Genomic DNA, 17,736 nt, shown 5'->3' on the forward strand with positions numbered 1-17,736 from the left:
ATGGTTGTCGGCACCCCCCACATCAGCCTTGCGGGATCGGGCGCGCTGCTGCTCGATGGCGCGCAGGGGGCCTTTAATGATACCACCCAGGAACTGGTCTGGGCGGTAGCGAACGCCGCGTTGACCCTCGAAGGGGTGTGCGAGGCCGTTCCCGGCATGAACAACCTGCTGGTAGTGTTTGATCCCCTCGCCACGGACGCCCACAGCGTCGGAGATCAGCTGATGTCGCTCTGGTCCGCCACCGATGCCCACCCGGTGACCGGCACGCATCATACCATTCCCGTTCACTATGGCGGCGCGCGTGGCGAGGATCTCGCCGGTTGGGCCGCACATTGCGGCCTGTCTGTCGACGAGACCGTCAGGCACCACGCGGCGGCCACCTACACCGTCGCCGCCATCGGCGCCATGCCGGGCTTTCCCTATCTGTCCGGTCTCGACCCGCTGCTTGCCTGGGCAAGGCGCAGCACGCCTCGCCTCAAAGTCGCTGAGGGCGCCGTCATCATTGGTGGCGCGCAGGCGGGTATCATGCCGATGACTGCGCCGTCCGGATGGCACATCATCGGCCATACCGACGTGAAGCTGTTCAAGGCCGAAGCGGAATTGCCCGTGCTGCTCCGGCCCGGAGACAAAATCCGATTCGCAATCGCAGGGATCGAGGCATGATCGAGATCCTCACCACCGGCCTGCCGAACACGGTCCAAGATCTCGGGCGGCCCGGTCATCTGGCGCTGGGGGTCAGCCATGGCGGCGCCATGGACAGGCAGGCGCTGGCGATCGCCAATCTCATGCTGGGCAATGACCCCTCGGCTGCCGGGATCGAGGTGGCGCTTCATCCGTTCCGGCTGCGCGTGCACATCGACACCGCCGTCGCCGTCACCGGCGCGGATTGCGCCGTCAGCGTCGGCGATCGGCCCTGCCCGCCCTGGTGGGCCACGACGATCCGCGCCGGCGAGACCCTTGTCCTCGAAGCCCCGCGCATCGGTGCGCGTTCCTATATCGCCTTCGCCGGTGGGCTCGATCTGCCGCCCGTCATGGGCTCGCGCGCCACAGATGTGAAAGGCGGTTTCGGCGGGCTCGCCGGACGCGGCCTGTCGCGCGGCGACCGGCTTGCGCTCAACCCTGCGCAATGCCGGCTTCCCGCGGGCGGCATCGGCGCAGCGCTGGAGGAGCGACGGGGCGCGGCGGACGGCGCGGCCTCGGCAATCGAATTGCGGGTTCTGCCGGCCGCCGAGTTCGACGCCTTCACGCCGGAGGCCCAGGCGGCTTTCACCGGCAGCGAATGGCGCATCACCAACGACGCCAACCGCATGGGATATCGCCTTTCCGGGGAGACGCTTTCCCTCCTCTCGCCGCTGGAATTGCTGTCGCACGGGATCGTCCCGGGCACCGTCCAGGTGCCGCCGTCCGGCCAGCCGATCATCCAGCTGGCCGATGCCAACACGTGCGGCGGCTATCCGAAGATCGCTACGGTGATCGAAGCCGACCTCTGGCGGCTGGCGCAAGCGCCGGTCGGCGCGCACCTGCGATTCTCGCCGGTCTCGATAGAAGCGTCGACGGAAGTGCTTCGCGCGAACCGGCAGCAACGTCGCGACTTTATCGCCGCCCGTAACCTCATGGCCGGCGAGCAGAGGGCTCCATGAAAATTCGCCCCTTCACCATCGAGATTGCCCAGTCTGAAATCGACGATTTGAAGAAGCGCATCTCGACCTGGCGCGAGCCGGACCAGTTGCAGGCAATAGGCTGGGCGCAGGGAACGGAATACGAGGAACTGAGCCGGCTTATGCAGTACTGGCGTACCGGCTTCGACTGGCGCAAGCATGAAGCCGCCTGGAACATCCATCCGCACTACCAGACGGATATCGGCGGCGAAACCATCCATTTCGTCCATGCACGCGCCGCTGTTGCGACCGGCAGAACGATCATACTCACCCATGGCTGGCCAGGCAGCGTCTTCGAATTTCACAGGCTGATCCCGCTCCTGACCGACCCGCTTTCGCATGGCGGAAGGCAGGAGGACGCCTTCAATGTCGTGGTCCCATCGATTCCCGGCTACGGCTTTTCGAGCCGGCCGACCAGGCCAGGTTTCAACCTGTTCGCCGTCGCCGACCTTTGGGCCGAGCTGATGAGCCGTCTCGGCTACGAGCGATATCTCGCTCAGGGAGGCGATCTGGGCGCCAGCGTGTCGACCTGTCTGGCGCACGCGCATCCAGGCAGTCTCGCTGGCGTGCATCTGAATTTCATCCCCGGCTCATTCTCACCGCCTCACGATGCAAGTCCGGACGGCGACTTGACGCCGGAAGAACGCACCTTCCTGGAACGGAAAGCCGGATGGGCGGATCTTCATGGCGCCTATGCCCACATTCAAGCGACGCGTCCGCAAACGCTTGCCTATGGACTGACGGATTCGCCGGTCGGACTGGCAGCCTGGATGATCGAAAAATTCCGCGACTGGAGCGATTGCGATGGCGAACTGGCCAACGCCGCTTTTTCGCGCGACGACATGCTCGCCAACATCTCGCTCTACTGGTTCACCCGGACTGTCGCTTCGTCGATGCGGCTCTATTGGGAAACGCGCGCCCGTCCGCTTGCATTCGCGTCCGGCACAGCGATCAACGTCCCGCTTGCAGTGGCTTTGTTCCCCAAAGAGCTGCCGATGCCGCCCAGGAGTTGGGTCGAGCGCGTCTTCAAGGACATCCGCCAGTGGACAGCGATGCCGCGCGGTGGTCATTTCGCAGCCCTCGAGCAGCCCGCTTTGCTTGCACAGGATCTAACAGCCTTTGCCGGTGGTCTGGATTTTTGAAGCAGCGTTTGCGCACAGCCAAACCCGAAGGCCAGAAATGACCAAAACCACGATCACCATCGATGCCCTGCATGAGCGCGTCGATGCAATTTTCCGCAAGGCCGGACTGAACCCCATTCAGGCCAGCGCCATCACAAGGGTCATCGTCGCGGCGGAACGCGATGCCTGCAAGTCACATGGCATCTACCGGATCGAAGGCGCCCTGCGGACGATCAAGGCCGGAAAGGTGAGCCCACACGCGGTGCCCGAGTTGTTGCCGCAAGACGCACCGGCCATCGTCAAAGTGGATGCGAAGCACGGCTTCGCCAACCCAGCCTTCGAACTGGGTCTGCCGGTGCTGATCGAGCGGGCACGCTCCTGCGGCATTGCCGCACTCGCGATCAATGATGCGGTGCATTTTTCCGCCCTTTGGGTGGAGGTCGAAGCTTTGACACAGGCAGGCCTGACCGGCCTGGCCATGTGCCCGAGCTATGCCACCGTCGCTCCGACCGGTGGCAACGGACCGTTGCTGGGCACCAATCCTTTTGCCTTTGGCTGGCCGCGAGAAGCGCAGCGTCCCTACGTTTTCGACTTCGCGACCTCGGTTGCCGCGCGCGGCGAGATCGAGCTCCACCGCCGGGCAGGCAAGAAGCTGCCGGAAGGCTGGGCCATGGATTCGGACGGCAGGCCAACGACCGATCCCGAAGCCGCCCTGGCGGGCGCCATGCTTCCCTTCGGCGGGCACAAGGGCTCCGCCATCGCGACGATGATCGAGCTGCTCGCCGGGATCATGATCGGCGACCTGACCAGCCCCGAGGCGCTCAATGTGCTCGGCACCACGACGCTCTATCCATCGCATGGAGAGTTGGTCATCGCTTTCTCGCCGAAAGCCTTCGCCGCCGGCCGGCCCGGCAATCCGCTGGGCCGTGCTGAAGCGCTGTTCGAGGCGATCCTTGGCCAGGGCGCGCGCCTGCCCTCTCAGCGGCGGTTCCTTGCTCGTGCGACATCGGAGAGAGACGGCATCGTCCTATCGCACCAGGAAATGGAACAACTCGATCGTTTTCTCGAACGAGGGCTCGACGCGGTCTGAATCGGTATCGCCAGGGCCAAGACCAATCACAGGAGGAGAAAAATGCGCTGGACGAAAACATTCACGGTCGTCGGCTGCCATGCCGAGGGCGAAGTCGGCAATGTGATCACCGGAGGCGTCAAGGACGTTCCGGGCAAGACCATGTTCGAAAAGAAGGAGTATCTCGAAGAGCATATGGACGACATTCGTGGGCTGCTCTTGTTCGAGCCGCGCGGTGCGCCCTACGTCAACGGCAACATCATCCTGCCGCCTTGCGATCCCTCGGCGGATCTCGGCTACGTCATAATTGAAAGCACGGAATACCCGCCCATGTCGGGCTCAAACACCATCTGCGTCGCCACCGTGGCTTTGGAGACGGGCATGGTGCCGATGAAGGAGCCCGAGACATTGCTGCGCATAGAAGCGCCGGCCGGCATGATCGAGGTGCGCTGCCGCTGCGAGAACGGCAAGGTGAAGCAGGTGGAGTTCACCAATGTGCCGGCTTTCGCGTTCCACCTCGACACACCTGTCGAAGTCGAGGGGTTCGGCACGATCACCGTCGACACCTCCTATGGCGGCATGACTTTCGCCCATGTGAATGCCCGTGCACTGGGCTTTTCCATAACACCCGACGAGGCCCACCAGATGTCGCTGATCGGCCAACGCATCAAGAAGGCGGTCAACGAACAGCTCAAGGTCGTGCATCCGGAGAACGCGAAGATCCGCGACGTGTCCAACGTGATTTTCGAAGGTCCTATCGAGCGCATCGACGGGCGCGTGGATAGCATCAACGGTACGGTGTGCCTGCATGGCAGGCTCGACCGCTCGCCGACCGGCACCGGCACCACCGGGCGGCTGGCGGTGATGTCGGCAAAGGGGCAGATCGCCAAGGGCGAGCTGTTCCGCAACAGGTCGATCATCGGTACTCATTTCGATTCCCGCGTGATCGCCAATGCGCGTGTTGGCAATCACGACGCTGTCGTGGTCACCATCGCCGGACAGGCCTGGATTACCAGCATCGGCCAATATGGTCTCGACCCGACAGATCCCTATCCGCGCGGACATCGCCTCAGCGATGTCTGGTTCTGAAACGGACCCGACCGTGCTCAGGCCGCGAACGCTCTGACCCTGACGCCGCTCGCCTCCAGCCGTCGCCGGACGCGCGCGGCGATGGCGACGGCCGCCGGCGTGTCGCTGTGGACGCAGATCGAATCGATCGGCGTCTGCAGCATCTGTCCGGAAAGCGTCTCGATGGCACCTTGCTTGACCATTCGCACGACCCGTTCGGCCGCCTTCTCGGCGTCGTGGATGACAGCGCCTTCCAGCTTGCGCGAGACAAGAAAGCCTTCCTCCGTATAGGCGCGGTCGGCAAAGATTTCCGACCTGACCGTCAGGCCCTCGTCGCGCGCGATCCTGTCCTGGAAGCCAAGCGCAATGGCCAGGCAGATCAGGCCGGGATCGACGGCCTTGACTGCGCGCGTCACCGCTTCGGCGACGCCACGGTCGGTCTGGGTAAGATTGCCTAGCGCGCCATGCGCCTTCACATAGCGGATCGGGTGGCCGGCATAGGCGGAAAGCGCCTGCGCCGCGCCGATCTGGTAGGCGACCAGCCTTTCGATCTCATCCATGGAATGCGGAATGATGCGGCGTCCGAATCCCCACAGATCGGCGAAGCTCGGATGCGCGCCAACGGCAACGCCCTTGTCGCGCGCCATCGAGAACGTGGCCGCCATGATCTCGGGGTCGCCGGCATGAAAGCCGCAGGCCACATTGGCGGAACTGACGATGTCGAGGATCGCCGCATCGTCGCCGAGCCTGTAGGCTCCAAAACCCTCGCCCATGTCGGAGTTGATATCGACCTGCAATCCTTGGGCCGCCATGGCGTTTTCCTCAGTGGTTCGAACCATCGCCTTTGCTTCACACCAGCTCGTAGAGCGGCGTGCCGTAGCCGACGACCGCTCCGTCCTCGACCAGCGCCGCGCCCAGCACGCCGTCTACCGGCGCGAGTACGGCCCTCAGGCATGGGCCGACCTGCAGGACGCCGACCGTCTCGCCCTTGCGAACCACCTGGCCAGGTCCGGCAATCGGCCGACCGGTCGTTGGATGATCGAGACGGAACACACCGACGCCGGGCGCGCGCACGCCCTTGAAGGCCGTTTCGGCCTTCGGGGCTTCGGCCGGGGGTGTCGAGGCAACAACGGATTGCATGTGCAGGCGCAACGAAAAGCCGGCCTCCGACACTTCGATCTCGCCGATGCCGGCGCTAGCGCACCAGGCGGCCAGCCTTTCGATCTCCTCAATCGTCATCGCCGCCTCGTCCCTCGAGCAGACCACCTTCAATGAGACGTTCAAGATGATGGATATCGAAGCCTCCGGCGGCGAAGCCGGGCTCCTCCATCAGGAGGCCATGGAGCGGCGCGTTGGTGGCGATGCCGACAGCCTCCATCTCGCCCAGCGCGCCGCTCATGCGCCCGATCGCCTCGGCCCGCGTCGCGCCATGCGCCAGCAGCTTGGCCACCAGGGAATCGTAGTGCGGCGGTACGGTGTAGCCGGAGTAGAGATGCGATTCGACGCGGATTCCCGGGCCGCCGGGCGGCGTCCAGCGCTCGACCCGGCCCGGATGCGGGCGAAAGCTGTAGGGATCTTCAGCGTTGATGCGGCATTCGACAGCATGGCCCTGGATGCGGATGTCTTCCTGGCTGAATGACAGCGGTTCGCCCCGGGCGATGCGGATCTGCTCGCGCACGATATCGATGCCGGTGACGAGTTCGGTGACGGGATGCTCCACCTGCACGCGGGTGTTCATCTCGATGAAAGAGAAGCGCCCATCCTCGTAGAGGAATTCGAATGTGCCGGCGCCGGTATAGCCGATGGTCAGGCATGCGCGGGCACACAGTTCGCCGATTTCGGCAATCGCCTCGCGGGCGATTCCCGGCGCCGGCGCCTCCTCGATGATCTTCTGGTGGCGGCGCTGCATGGAGCAATCCCGTTCGCCTAACCACACCGCCTTGCCATGCTTGTCCGCCAGAATCTGAGTCTCGATATGGCGCGGGTGCTCGAGGAATTTCTCCAGATAGACATGCGGGTTGCCGAAGGCCCGGTCCGCCTCTTTCACCGCCATCGAAACGGCTTCCATCAGGGCGTGCTGCTCGCGCACGATGCGCATGCCGCGCCCGCCGCCGCCGCCCGCCGCCTTGACGATGACCGGATAGCCGATGGCCTCGGCAATAGCGCGCACCTCCTGCTCATCCTGCGGCAGCGCGCCCTCCGAACCCGCAACGCAGGGAACGCCGGCGGCGATCATCGTACGCTTGGCGGAGACCTTGTCGCCCATGGTGCGGATCGCCGCCGCCGACGGCCCGATGAAGGCAAGGCCGGCATTCTCGACAGCCTCGGCGAAGGCGGCGTTTTCCGAGAGGAAGCCGTAGCCTGGATGGATCGCGCCCGCGCCGGTGAGTTGCGCGGCCGCGATGATCTCGGCGATATTGAGATAGCTCTCCGTCGCGGTAGCCGGCCCGATGCAGATCGCCCTGTCCGCCAGCGCAACATGGCGAAGGCTCGCATCCGCATCCGAGTGCGCTGCCACCGTTTTCAATCCGAGATCGCGGCAGGCGCGCAGGATGCGCAGCGCGATTTCACCGCGGTTGGCGATGAGAACGGTATCGAACATGGCCGCTAGCCCTCATCTTCCAGAACGAACAGCACGTCACCGGACTGCACGGCGGCATGATCGTCGAAAGCGATCTGGACGATCCGCCCAGCGCGGTCGGATTCCACGGCATTGAAAGTCTTCATGGCTTCGAGGACGCCGACCGTCTGCCCTTCCACGACCACATCGCCAACCGAAGCGAGCGGCGGTTCGCCTTCGGTGCCGGAACGGTAGAACACGCCGGTCAGTGGCGCGCGGATCGAATGCCGGGCGATGGGCGGAGCTGTCGAAGCCGGATTTGTGAAGACGGCAGGGCCGGCGGTTGGCTGCAGCGAAGGCTTCGCCAGCGCCGCCTGCCTGGATATGCGGATACGAACGCCATCGCGCTCGATCTCCAGTTCGGCAATGGGCGAACGCGAGACAAATTCGATCAGCTTCTGGACGAAGTCGAGATCCATCGCCGGCCTATCGCAGCGCTTCGACGGCCTCGGCAATGCGCCCGATCGCTTTTTCGATCAGGTCCATCGACGTGGCTATGGAAATGCGGAAATGCGGCGACAGACCGTAGGCAGAGCCCTGCACCACCGCGACCCGTGCCTGATCGAGCAGGTAAAGCGAGAAGTCGTCGTCGCTGCCGATAGGAGTGCCGTCCGGGCGGCGACGGCCGATCAGGGCCGAGCAATTGGGGTAGAGATAGAAGGCGCCCTCGGGCGTCTGGCAGGTGAGGCCAGGAATCTTGCGCAGCAGCTCCAGCGCACGGTCGCGCCGGGCCTGGAATTCGAGCGCCCGCGGGCGAAGAAAGTCCTGAGTGCCTTCAAGTGCGGCGATGGTCGCGGCCTGCGAGATGGATGACGGGTTCGACGTGCTTTGGCTCTGCACGGTCGCCATGGCGCGGATCAGCTCTTCCGGCCCGCCGGCATAGCCGATCCGCCAGCCGGTCATGGCGTAGGCCTTCGACACGCCGTTGACCGTCAGCGTGCGGTCCTTCAGCCGCGGCTCGACGCCGGCGATGGTGTGGAACGCGCGCCCGTCGAACAGGATATGCTCGTAGATGTCGTCGGTCAGAACGTGCACATGCGGGTGATCGAGCAACACCGCCGCCAGCCCCACAAGTTCGTCGCGGCTGTAGACGGCGCCGGTCGGATTGGAGGGCGTGTTGAGCAGCAACCATTTGGTGCGCCCAGTGATCGCGGCTCGCAGGGCTTGCGGTGTCAGCTTGAAGCCCTGCGCCTCCGTGCAGGGAACGACCACGGGCTTGCCTTCGCCGAGCAGGACGATGTCGGTGTAGGAAACCCAATAGGGCGCCGGGACAACCACCTCGTCACCGGGGGCCAGCGTTGCCAGCAGGGCGTTGTAGATGATCTGCTTGGCGCCGCCCGCGACACTGATTTGCGAAGTCTCGTAGTCGACGCCGTTCTCGCGTCTGAATTTTCCGGCCACCGCCTTCTTCAGCGCGGCGGTGCCGTCGACCGCCGTATAGCGCGTCTCACCCCTGCGCATCGCCTCGTAGGCCGCCTCGACGATGTGCGGAGGCGTCGGAAAATCCGGCTCGCCGGCGCTCAGACTGATCACGTCGATGCCGGCCGAGCGCATTTCGATTGCCCGCGCGGTGACCGCCATGCTGGGACTTGGCTTGATGACGTCGAGACGGGGAGCGATGAGGCCCACGGGAAATCCTCGGCATGGCTGCCGCGACGTTGCCGGGCAGGTGATATCTGTTACAAATTGGATAATGTATTCTGTTTTTCACGTCAAACCTCTTTTTCTGCATCGAAGACCGGGTTATGTCTCGTTTTGGAGGTGGACCGATAGAGGAAGATATCCAATCCTTGTCGCCACGGATGATATTCGAGATAGGGAACACGATTGGTATGGGCACAAACTATGATGTGGTGATCGTCGGCGGTGGCGTTGTCGGCAGCTCGATCGCCTACTTTCTGTCAGCCAATCCTGATTTCGATGGCAGGATCGCGGTGATCGAGCGGGACCCGTACTACACGGCCTCCTCGTCTTCCTTGTCGACCAGCGCCATCCGCCAGCAGTTCGGCACGGCGCCCAACATTGCCATGTCGAAGTTCAGCATCGACTTCCTGCGCCAGGTAAAGACGCGGCTTGCCATCGGCGACGAGTTGGCCGACATCGGCCTGCATGAGCCCGGCTACCTCGTGCTGGCGACACCCGAGCGGGCAGACGCGCAGCGTGCCAAGAACCGCGTTCAGCGCGGCATGGGCGTCGACGCCGAACTGATCGAGCAGGTCGATCTGGCACGACGCTTCCCGTGGCTCAACACGGACGATCTCGCCCTTGGCTCACTCGGCCTTGGCAGCGAAGGCTGGTTCGACGGCCCCGGCCTGATGCAGGCCTTCCGTCGAAAGGCGCGCACGCAGGGCGTGAACTATCTTGCCGCGACGGTGACCGGACTGACTATGGCGTCTCCCCAAAAGGTCGGCGAAGTGGTGCTCGACAATGGCGACCGGCTTGCCGCCGGCACGGTGATCAATGCGGCCGGACCATGGAGCGCGGGCATTGCCAGGATGGCCGGCGCCGAGCTGCCGGTTGTCCCGAGCAAGCGCTGCGTCTTCGTCTTCGAAACGCCGGCAAGGATCGAAAACTGCCCCTTCGTCTTCGACACGAGCGGCTTCTGGCTGCGGCCGGAAGGTCAGCTCTTCCTGTGCGGTATTCCGCCGGTGCGCGACAACGAGCCGGACGATTTTGGCCTGGATGTGGACTACGACCTGTTCGACGAGTTGATCTGGCCGGCGCTCGCCCATCGTGTGCCCGGGTTTGAGCAATTGCGGATGCTGCGCGCCTGGGCGGGGCTCTACGAGTACAACACCTTCGACCACAGCGGCATCATCGGCCGGCATCCCGAGATCTCGAACTTTGTCCTGGCCACCGGCTTCAGCGGCCACGGCATGATGCATGCAGCGGCGACCGGGTCGGGGGTCAGTGATCTCATTGCCTATGGCGAGTACCGCTCTGTCGACCTGTCGGCCTTCCGCTATGAAAGGATCGCTGGCAATCAGCCTATCGAGGAACATGTCTACTGAAGCGAAACGGGCGACATGGCATCGCGGTGACAACGGTGCTATGCGTCCACTTCTTCCATCAACACGGCGCCAGTCAACAAACAAGGCGGCCGCCCCAGGCTGATTCATGCTCGTACAGAAGAAAACCATCTCGACCCAGGTCGCCGATGCCATCAGGCAGAAGATACTGATCGGTGAATACGAGGCCAATTTCCAACTGCGGCAGGAACATCTGGCCACCGAGTTCGGTGTCAGCCGAATTCCGGTGCGAGAGGCGCTGCATCAGCTTCATTCGGAAGGCTTCGTCACGCTGGTTTCCCACAAGGGCGCCGTCGTCACCTCCATTTCCCTGGACGAGATCCTCGAGCTCTACGAATTGCGAGCCCGGATCGAAACATGGCTACTGGCCCTGGCCATTCCAAGGATGACGGAGGCAGACCTCGCGCTGGCCCGCGAGCGCGCAAAGCAGCACCAGGAGCAGGGCAAGACCGGCGAGTACTCGAACCAGCTCAACTGGAACTTCCACGCCGCGCTCTACCAGCCGTCCGGCCGCAAGGCGACGATCGAACTGGTCGGGCGCATCTACCAGCAGCTGGAACGCTACACGCGCATGATGGTGACGCTCACCGAAATCCAGGCCCAGTCCGACCGCGACCACTGGCAACTCATCGACCTGTGCGAAGCCAAGGATACGCTGCGCGCCGTCGGCCTGTTGGAAATGCATATCATCACCAGCGGTAAATTCCTGGTCGACCGGCTTCAGGAATTGCGGGGAAGCTGACGGACCAGTCGTTCTTGGGCCTAATCGGCCTCCCCAATCCTTTGCGTTGGTGGATCATTTGCCGGGCAGATTGGTTGCCCGGGTCAGCAGGATCACGCCTGCCTTGTCGGCTGTGTCGTAGTAGGTGAAGCCGGTGCGGTTTTCCCGGCGCCCGCGCATCAGCACGGCAAGCCCGTCGGTTTTCGCCTTGGTTTCGGCTGCGTCCGCATCACGAACCTCGAAGCCGATATGGAAGACGCCTTCACCCTTTGTATCGAGATGAATCCGCTGCGGTGAAGGATCGCCGTTCGGCTCGCACAGCTGCAGCTGAACGTTCGGCAAGTTGCAAATCCGGTATTGCATCGCCTTGAAACCCTCGGGGCTTGGGACCTGCAATTCTTCGTATTCGGTCAGCGGCGGATAGGACTCCCATGGCCCGATGCCTATGGAGTCATAGTAGGCCTGCGCCTTGTCGATATCGTGCACGACGATGCAGATGTGATGCAGCTTGTCGAAATTACCCATTTTCCTACTCCTTGATCGGAACCGTATAGTTCAGCACCCGGCGCCCTCCGTCGGGGTAGATCGTCTCGCCGGTGATGTAGGAAGCGTCGTCGCTGGCCAGGAACGCCACGACCGAAGCGATCTCGGCTGCCGTGCCGAGGCGCCCGAGCGGTGTGCGCGAAAGGACCGCCCGCCGCATTTCTTCCGAATCGATGAATGTCCCGTCCATGACCATGTCCGTGGCAATGGTGCCGGGTCCGACCCCAACCACACGGATGCCATGGGGAGCGAAGGCGACGGCCGCGGTGCTGGTGACCTGGTTCATGCCGCCCTTGGAGATCGCGTAGGTGGCGACACGCGGGTTGGCGAGGCCCGAATTGATCGACGACATGTTGATGATGACGCCGCCTCCACCTTGCGCGATCATCTGGCGGGCTGCGGCCTGGGTGCCCATGAACGCGCCCTTCAGATTGACGGCGAGAACCCTGTCGTAGTCCGCCTCTGTGATGTCGAGAAAGTCCTGGACCGGAGCGATGCCGGCATTGTTGACCATGATGTCGACACGGCCGAACTTCGCCACCGCCGCTGCAATCAGCCCATCGACCTGGTCCTTCTTGCTGACATCCGTAACCACCGCCAGGACGCTGTCGGTGGTGCCGATTTCAGCGGCACATTTTTTTAGCTCCACGGCATCGATGTCGCCGAGCACGAGCTTCGCGCCTTCGGCCAAAAAGCGTTCCGCGCAAGCGCGTCCGATGCCGCGCGCCGCGCCTGTGACAACCGCCACCTTGCCTGCCTGTCTCATGTCCAATCCTTCGATCATTTGTAAGTCGGCCACCCTCTCAGGGAGCATGGGCCGAGCTTGGCTACGGATGGGGATTCTCCCACCGAAGCCCAGCCTAGCGGATAACGAAGGGATTGGCGGTCTTGCCGGCGGTGTCTATCCACACCGTCTTGGTTTGCAGATAGGAATTGATGGCATCCTGCCCGCTTTCGCGCCCGATACCGCTCCTCTTGTAGCCGCCGAAGGGCGCCATGTAGGAGACGGCACGGTATGAATTGATCCAGACCATCCCCGCTTCCATTGCGGCCGCGCCGCGCAGTGCCCGGCCCATGTCGCTGGTCCATATCCCCGCTGCCAATCCGTAGGGGCTGTCATTGGCAATGGCGAAGGCCTCGTCCTCGTCGTCGAAGGGAATGACCGACAGGATCGGCCCGAACACCTCTTCGCGCGCAATCCGCATGGTGTTGTTCACGCCGGTGAAAATGGTGGGCTCGACGAACCAGCCCTCGGCCAGTTCGCCGGACGCCGGCTTTCCGCCACCCAGCACGCACAGCGCACCCTCGCGGCGCGCTATGCCGAGATAGGACAGCACCTTCTCGCGCTGGGCTTGCGTGGTGATCGGCCCGACCTGCGTCTCTTGCAGCGCCGGATTGCCCAATCGAGCGCTGGCCGCCAGCGTTATGACGCCTTCCACGAAGCGGTCGTGGATCTTGCGATGCACCAGCAGGCGCGAACCCGCGATGCAGGTCTGGCCGCTGGCCGCGAAAATGCCTGAGATCGCGCCGTTGACCGCGCTCTCGATATCGGCGTCGTCAAAGACGATGTTGGCCGATTTGCCGCCGAGCTCCAGCGTGACGGTCTTAAGCTGTTCGGCAGCCGCGCGGTAAACGGCGATCCCGCCGGGCTCACCACCGGTGAAGGCGATCTTGGCGATGTCGGGATGGGAAACAAGCGGCACGCCGACATCCAGCGGCATGCCGGTGACGGTGTTGACCACACCGGGCGGGAAGTCTGCCTGCGCAAACAGTTTCACGAACTCCAGCGTCGAGGCCGAGGCGTGTTCCGACGGCTTGATGACGACAGTGTTGCCTGCCGCCAGCAGCGGCGCGAGCTTCCAGGTCAGAAGCAGAAGCGGCGAATTCCAGGGCACGATCGCTGCAATGACACCCAGCGGCTCGTGGCGGGTGAAAGCGAACATGCCAGCCTTGTCGATCGGCAGCACCGACCCTTCGATCTTGTCGGCAAGACCGCCGAAATAGCGGAACCATTCCGGGATATAGCGCAGCTGTGCCGTCATTTCGGTGAGCAGCTTGCCATTGTCGCGCGTCTCGATGGCGGCAATACGATCTGCGTTCCCGGCGATCAGATCGGCCAGCCGCACGAGCAGCTTGCCCCGCGCGGTCGGCGTGATGCCGGCCCATTCCTTCGATCGGAATGCTGCCTTCGCGGACGCCACGGCGGCGTCCACTTGGCTCGCTCCTCCACGCGGAATCAGCGCCCAGGGCCTGCCAGTGAACGGATCATGACTCTCGAATGTATCGGCCGTCGATTGCAGCCGACCGCCGACCGTGTTCTGGAAACTGACGAGCGCCATATCGGTCCTCAACAGGTGGCAAAGCCCAGATGGGCGCGAAAGCGGTTCTTGACCTCGACCGCGTCGCGCGGTGGCAGCGAGCGCGGCAGGTTCTCGGCGGTGATTTTCAGCACGAAAAGGCGTGGACCTTCGGCCGGGCGACGCAGCTCGTCACACAGCGTGTCAACCTCTTCCAGAGAACGCAACTCGGCGGTTTCCGAGAAACCGCAAGCGGCCGCGACCTTGTCGAAACCAATGCCCCGACCGGTATGGCTCGATTGCATGCCTGTCTCACCGAAATGCTGGTTGTCGAGGATGATCAGGTCGAGATTTTTCGGCCGCGCCACCGAGATCGTCGCCAGCGAGCCGAACGCCATGAGCTGTTCGCCGTCACCGGTAATCACCATGACTCGCTTCTCAGGCTGGGCCTGGGCAAGCCCGAGGCCGATCAGCGCCGCGCCGCCCATGGCGCCCCACAGATAGTAGTTGTCGTTGCGGTCACCGGCAGCATGCACGTCGTAGCTCGGCGAACCGAGACCGGTCACGACCAAGGCTCCGTCGCGGGCGTCAAGCAGCTTCTTCACCGCAACCCGGCGGTCCATTGTCGGTAAATTCATGTCGCTCACCACTTCTTCTTGCCGAGCAGCCGCTGCCCGATCAGCACGGCAATCTGCTGGTCGGCATCGAAGGCCATCAGGGCTGCCTGCGCCACCGTCTCCACCAGGTCGGGACCGGTTTCGGCGCGCAGCACCCTGAGCCCGATCGCTTTCAGCGAGGCCTCCGTCGCCTGCCCCATCGGCACCTGCCACGGGTTGAACTCGGCCCATTCGCCCCGCATCGTCACCAGGACGAGCAAGGGGAAGCGCGCCTGCACGGGAAGCGACAGCATGTTGATGCAATTGCCGACGCCGGAGGATTGCATGAGCACGACGCTCCGCTTGCCGCCGAGCCAGGAGCCGGCGGCTATGGCGATGCCCTCCTCCTCCGTCGTCAGCACATTGGTGACGACCTCGGGATCCTCACTGAAAAGGCGGATCAATGTGGTATGGCCGGCATCCGGCACATAGGACATCTGGCTGATGCCGGCAGCCTTGAGCACCTCATAGACCTGATCCGGCCACTGCCTTTCAGGTGCCGCCGGAGCGGCTGCAAGCGCTGCTGTTTGCGGATGTTTTGTTTCTACGCTCGCCGTCACCTTGGACCCCCGAGAATTTGGATTGGAGCCAGGTTACCTCGATGGTCCGATCTAATCTTCGTCTCTTTCTCGTGATCAGATATAATGGTATTCGATAGCTCATGGAATTATCGCAGCTGCGCACCCTGATCCACGTCGCCGAACTCGGCAGCCTCAGCAAGGCTGCCGATCGGCTGCACATTGCGCAGCCGGCGCTCAGCCGGCAGGTGCGCATGTTGGAGGAGGAATTGGGCTTTGCCCTTTTTCTGCGCCACGGACGCGGCATGGTGCTGTCCGAGCAGGGCAAGGAGGTGCTGACGCACGCCATGCGCGTGATGGCCGAGATCGACGAGATCCGCGCCACGGCCACGCCCGCCGATGCGCCGCTGACCGGCGAAGTGGCGATCGGTCTGCCACCCACTGTTGCCGACATTATTTCGCTGCCGTTGGCGGCGGCCTTCGGCAAGGCCCATCCCAAGGCGAAGCTCAGACTTGTCAGCGCCTATACAGGCTATCTGCTGGACTGGATGCACCGCGGCGAGGTCGACGTCGCGGTGCTCTACGACCCGCGCATGGCACGTTCGCTGCGCTCGCGCCCGCTGCTCCTGGAAAACCTGTTCCTGATCGGACCGCCGGACGGGGGATTTTCAACCGTGCGCGCCGTGTCGTTCGCCTCGCTCGCCGGCAAGCGCCTGCTGCTGCCCAGCATCAAGCACGGGCTGCGCATCATCGTCGAACGCTGCGCCACGGATGCCGGCATCACGCTCGATGTCGGCATCGAAGCGGACTCGTACTCGGCGCTGAAGGACCTGGTGCGCAACGGCCACGGCTGGACGATCCTGCCGCTCGCTCCCATCCATGCCGACGTGACCGCCGGGCTGCTCACCGCCGCGCCGTTGATCGATCCGGTGCCCGTGCGCCGCCTGATCCTTGCCTACCCCGCAGACCGGCCTGCCTCGCGGCTGGCGCGGTTTGCCGGACAAGCGATAGAGGACATCGCCAAGGATCTTGTCGGGCGGGCCGTCTGGGTTGGCCAGCTTCTCGGCCCTCCACCATAAGCATTCGAATTCCGTTATATCTGCTCACTTCCGCTCTGCATTGCTGACAGGACATGGAGGCGCGATAGTGAGGCCCGCAGCAAGACGAAACCCGGACAAACCTCATGGAAGCCTATCAGGACATTCGCGATGCCGTCGCCAGGCTGTGCGCCCGCTTTCCCGGAGAATACTGGCGCGCACTCGACAGGGAAATGACCTATCCCGGTGACTTCGTCGCAGCGCTGACGCAGGCCGGTTGGCTCTCGATCCTGATCCCGGAGGCATATGGTGGCTCGGGCCTGCCGCTTTCGGCCGCCGCTGCCGTGCTGGAGGAAATCCAGCGCGCCGGCTGCAATGGCGGCGCCTGCCATGCCCAGATGTACACGATGGGCACGCTTCTTCGCCACGGCTCGGAAGCCCAGAAGCAGCGATACCTGCCGAAGATCGCCGCGGGAGAATTGCGCCTGCAGGCATTCGGCGTCACGGAACCGAGCAGCGGCACCGACACCGGCGCGCTCAAGACCACTGCTCGCCTCGACGGCGATCATTTCGTGGTCAAGGGCCAGAAGATCTGGACCAGCCGTGCCGAGCATTCGGATCTGATGCTGCTGCTGGCGCGGACCACGCCGCTCACGGACGGCATGAAGAAGACTGACGGCCTTTCAGTGCTCATCGTCGACATGCGCGAAGCCGTTGGCAACGGCCTCACCATCCGGCCGATCCGCACCATGATGAACCATGCCACCACCGAAGTGTTCTTCGACGATCTGCGCGTGCCGGCCGAAAACCTGATCGGCGAAGAGGGAAAGGGATTCCGCTACATCCTCTCGGGCATGAACGCCGAGCGTATCCTGATATCAGCCGAGTGCATCGGCGATGCGAAATGGTTCATCGAAAAGGCCAGCACCTACGCAAAGGAGCGGCATGTGTTTGGCCGGGCGATCGGCCAGAACCAGGGCATCCAGTTTCCGATTGCAAGGGCCTACGCCAACATGCGCGCGGCCGAATTGATGGTGCGCGAGGCGCTGAGCCTCTACGAGGCCGGCAAGAACCCCGGTGCTGAAGCCAACATGGCCAAGATGCTGGCGGCCGACGCTTCGAACGAAGCCGCCAATGTCTGCATCCAAACGCATGGTGGGTTCGGTTTCGCGGAAGAGTACGATGTGGAGCGCAAGTTCCGCGAGACGCGCCTCTATCAGGTCGCGCCGATCTCGACCAACCTCATCCTGTCATACCTTTCCGAGCACGTGCTTGGACTGCCGCGTTCCTACTAGAGCGGGATGCATTTGAATTGAACCTCGCATCCCGCTCTAGCCGTTTGTTTTAGCCGCATTTCTGCGACGCCAAGCGATTCCGCTCGGCTGCAAAATGCTTTAGG

At 63.6% G+C, this 17,736-nt stretch carries 19 protein-coding genes; 9 read left to right on the forward strand and 10 right to left on the reverse strand.

The window, feature by feature from the left end; all coding sequences use genetic code 11:
• Genes pxpB through EN955_RS04195 form a run of 5 tightly spaced genes read left to right on the forward strand, consistent with a single transcriptional unit; the run spans position 1 to position 4,937 of the window.
• On the forward strand, positions 1-663 hold the full coding sequence (gene pxpB, locus EN955_RS04175) for a 5-oxoprolinase subunit PxpB (RefSeq protein ID WP_024503228.1): 663 nt from the start codon (positions 1-3) through the stop codon (positions 661-663).
• Positions 660-1,640, forward strand: a complete 981-nt coding sequence (locus EN955_RS04180; RefSeq protein WP_024503229.1) for a biotin-dependent carboxyltransferase family protein — start codon at positions 660-662, stop codon at positions 1,638-1,640. The genes pxpB and EN955_RS04180 overlap by 4 nt, the downstream gene beginning before the upstream one ends.
• On the forward strand, positions 1,637-2,800 hold the full coding sequence (locus EN955_RS04185) for an epoxide hydrolase family protein (protein WP_024503230.1): 1,164 nt from the start codon (positions 1,637-1,639) through the stop codon (positions 2,798-2,800). Before EN955_RS04180 ends, EN955_RS04185 begins: the two co-directional genes overlap by 4 nt.
• 37 nt (positions 2,801-2,837) lie before the next feature.
• Positions 2,838-3,869 carry an Ldh family oxidoreductase gene (locus tag EN955_RS04190; RefSeq protein WP_024503231.1) on the forward strand — a complete coding sequence of 344 codons (1,032 nt, stop codon included), beginning with the start codon at positions 2,838-2,840 and terminating at the stop codon, positions 3,867-3,869.
• 42 nt (positions 3,870-3,911) lie between these two features.
• Complete coding sequence (locus EN955_RS04195; RefSeq protein ID WP_024503232.1) at positions 3,912-4,937, forward strand: proline racemase family protein; 1,026 nt, start codon at positions 3,912-3,914, stop codon at positions 4,935-4,937.
• Between the two features lie 17 nt (positions 4,938-4,954).
• Here the strand turns inward: EN955_RS04195 and EN955_RS04200 are convergent, their stop codons facing one another.
• The 5 genes from EN955_RS04200 to EN955_RS04220 are packed head-to-tail and all read right to left on the reverse strand — an operon-like array spanning position 4,955 to position 9,165.
• Positions 4,955-5,728 (reverse strand): 5-oxoprolinase subunit PxpA, encoded by a 774-nt coding sequence (locus EN955_RS04200; protein ID WP_024503233.1) that lies wholly within the window; start codon positions 5,726-5,728, stop codon positions 4,955-4,957.
• A 37-nt stretch (positions 5,729-5,765) separates the two neighbouring features.
• A complete protein-coding gene (locus tag EN955_RS04205; RefSeq protein WP_024503234.1) occupies positions 5,766-6,155 on the reverse strand; it encodes a biotin attachment protein in 390 nt (129 codons plus the stop codon).
• Positions 6,145-7,518 (reverse strand): acetyl-CoA carboxylase biotin carboxylase subunit, encoded by a 1,374-nt coding sequence (accC, locus tag EN955_RS04210; RefSeq protein ID WP_024503235.1) that lies wholly within the window; start codon positions 7,516-7,518, stop codon positions 6,145-6,147. Before accC ends, EN955_RS04205 begins: the two co-directional genes overlap by 11 nt.
• Before the next feature lie 5 nt (positions 7,519-7,523).
• Positions 7,524-7,955 carry a biotin/lipoyl-containing protein gene (locus EN955_RS04215; RefSeq protein WP_024503236.1) on the reverse strand — a complete coding sequence of 144 codons (432 nt, stop codon included), beginning with the start codon at positions 7,953-7,955 and terminating at the stop codon, positions 7,524-7,526.
• Positions 7,956-7,962: 7 nt separating this feature from the next.
• Positions 7,963-9,165 (reverse strand): pyridoxal phosphate-dependent aminotransferase, encoded by a 1,203-nt coding sequence (locus tag EN955_RS04220; RefSeq protein WP_024503237.1) that lies wholly within the window; start codon positions 9,163-9,165, stop codon positions 7,963-7,965.
• Positions 9,166-9,368: 203 nt separating this feature from the next.
• Between EN955_RS04220 and EN955_RS04225 the strand changes: the two genes are divergently transcribed.
• Positions 9,369-10,547, forward strand: coding sequence for an FAD-binding oxidoreductase (locus EN955_RS04225; RefSeq protein ID WP_024503238.1), 1,179 nt, complete (start codon positions 9,369-9,371; stop codon positions 10,545-10,547).
• A gap of 106 nt (positions 10,548-10,653) precedes the next feature.
• Positions 10,654-11,307, forward strand: coding sequence for a GntR family transcriptional regulator (locus EN955_RS04230; protein WP_013525162.1), 654 nt, complete (start codon positions 10,654-10,656; stop codon positions 11,305-11,307).
• Positions 11,308-11,361: 54 nt separating this feature from the next.
• Here the strand turns inward: EN955_RS04230 and EN955_RS04235 are convergent, their stop codons facing one another.
• From EN955_RS04235 to EN955_RS04255, 5 genes are all read right to left on the reverse strand, one after another.
• On the reverse strand, positions 11,362-11,811 hold the full coding sequence (locus tag EN955_RS04235) for a VOC family protein (RefSeq protein ID WP_024503239.1): 450 nt from the start codon (positions 11,809-11,811) through the stop codon (positions 11,362-11,364).
• Positions 11,812-11,815: 4 nt separating this feature from the next.
• Positions 11,816-12,595 (reverse strand): SDR family oxidoreductase, encoded by a 780-nt coding sequence (locus tag EN955_RS04240; RefSeq protein WP_024503240.1) that lies wholly within the window; start codon positions 12,593-12,595, stop codon positions 11,816-11,818.
• A gap of 94 nt (positions 12,596-12,689) precedes the next feature.
• The gene (locus tag EN955_RS04245; protein ID WP_024503241.1) at positions 12,690-14,168 is read right to left on the reverse strand and encodes an aldehyde dehydrogenase; all 1,479 of its coding nucleotides are present in this window, start codon (positions 14,166-14,168) and stop codon (positions 12,690-12,692) included.
• An 8-nt stretch (positions 14,169-14,176) separates the two neighbouring features.
• Complete coding sequence (locus EN955_RS04250) at positions 14,177-14,764, reverse strand: thiamine pyrophosphate-dependent enzyme (protein ID WP_024503242.1); 588 nt, start codon at positions 14,762-14,764, stop codon at positions 14,177-14,179.
• A gap of 5 nt (positions 14,765-14,769) precedes the next feature.
• The gene (locus tag EN955_RS04255; RefSeq protein ID WP_024503243.1) at positions 14,770-15,342 is read right to left on the reverse strand and encodes a thiamine pyrophosphate-binding protein; all 573 of its coding nucleotides are present in this window, start codon (positions 15,340-15,342) and stop codon (positions 14,770-14,772) included.
• Between the two features lie 101 nt (positions 15,343-15,443).
• On the opposite strand from EN955_RS04255, the gene EN955_RS04260 reads away from it, so the two are divergent.
• Both EN955_RS04260 and EN955_RS04265 read left to right on the forward strand, forming a co-directional pair.
• Positions 15,444-16,379, forward strand: coding sequence for a LysR substrate-binding domain-containing protein (locus EN955_RS04260; protein ID WP_024503244.1), 936 nt, complete (start codon positions 15,444-15,446; stop codon positions 16,377-16,379).
• 104 nt (positions 16,380-16,483) lie between these two features.
• On the forward strand, positions 16,484-17,632 hold the full coding sequence (locus EN955_RS04265) for an acyl-CoA dehydrogenase family protein (protein ID WP_024503245.1): 1,149 nt from the start codon (positions 16,484-16,486) through the stop codon (positions 17,630-17,632).
• Positions 17,633-17,736: the final 104 nt, after the last annotated feature.

Source organism: Mesorhizobium sp. M7A.F.Ca.CA.001.04.2.1, from assembly GCF_003998485.1.
GTDB lineage: Bacteria > Pseudomonadota > Alphaproteobacteria > Rhizobiales > Rhizobiaceae > Mesorhizobium > Mesorhizobium ciceri.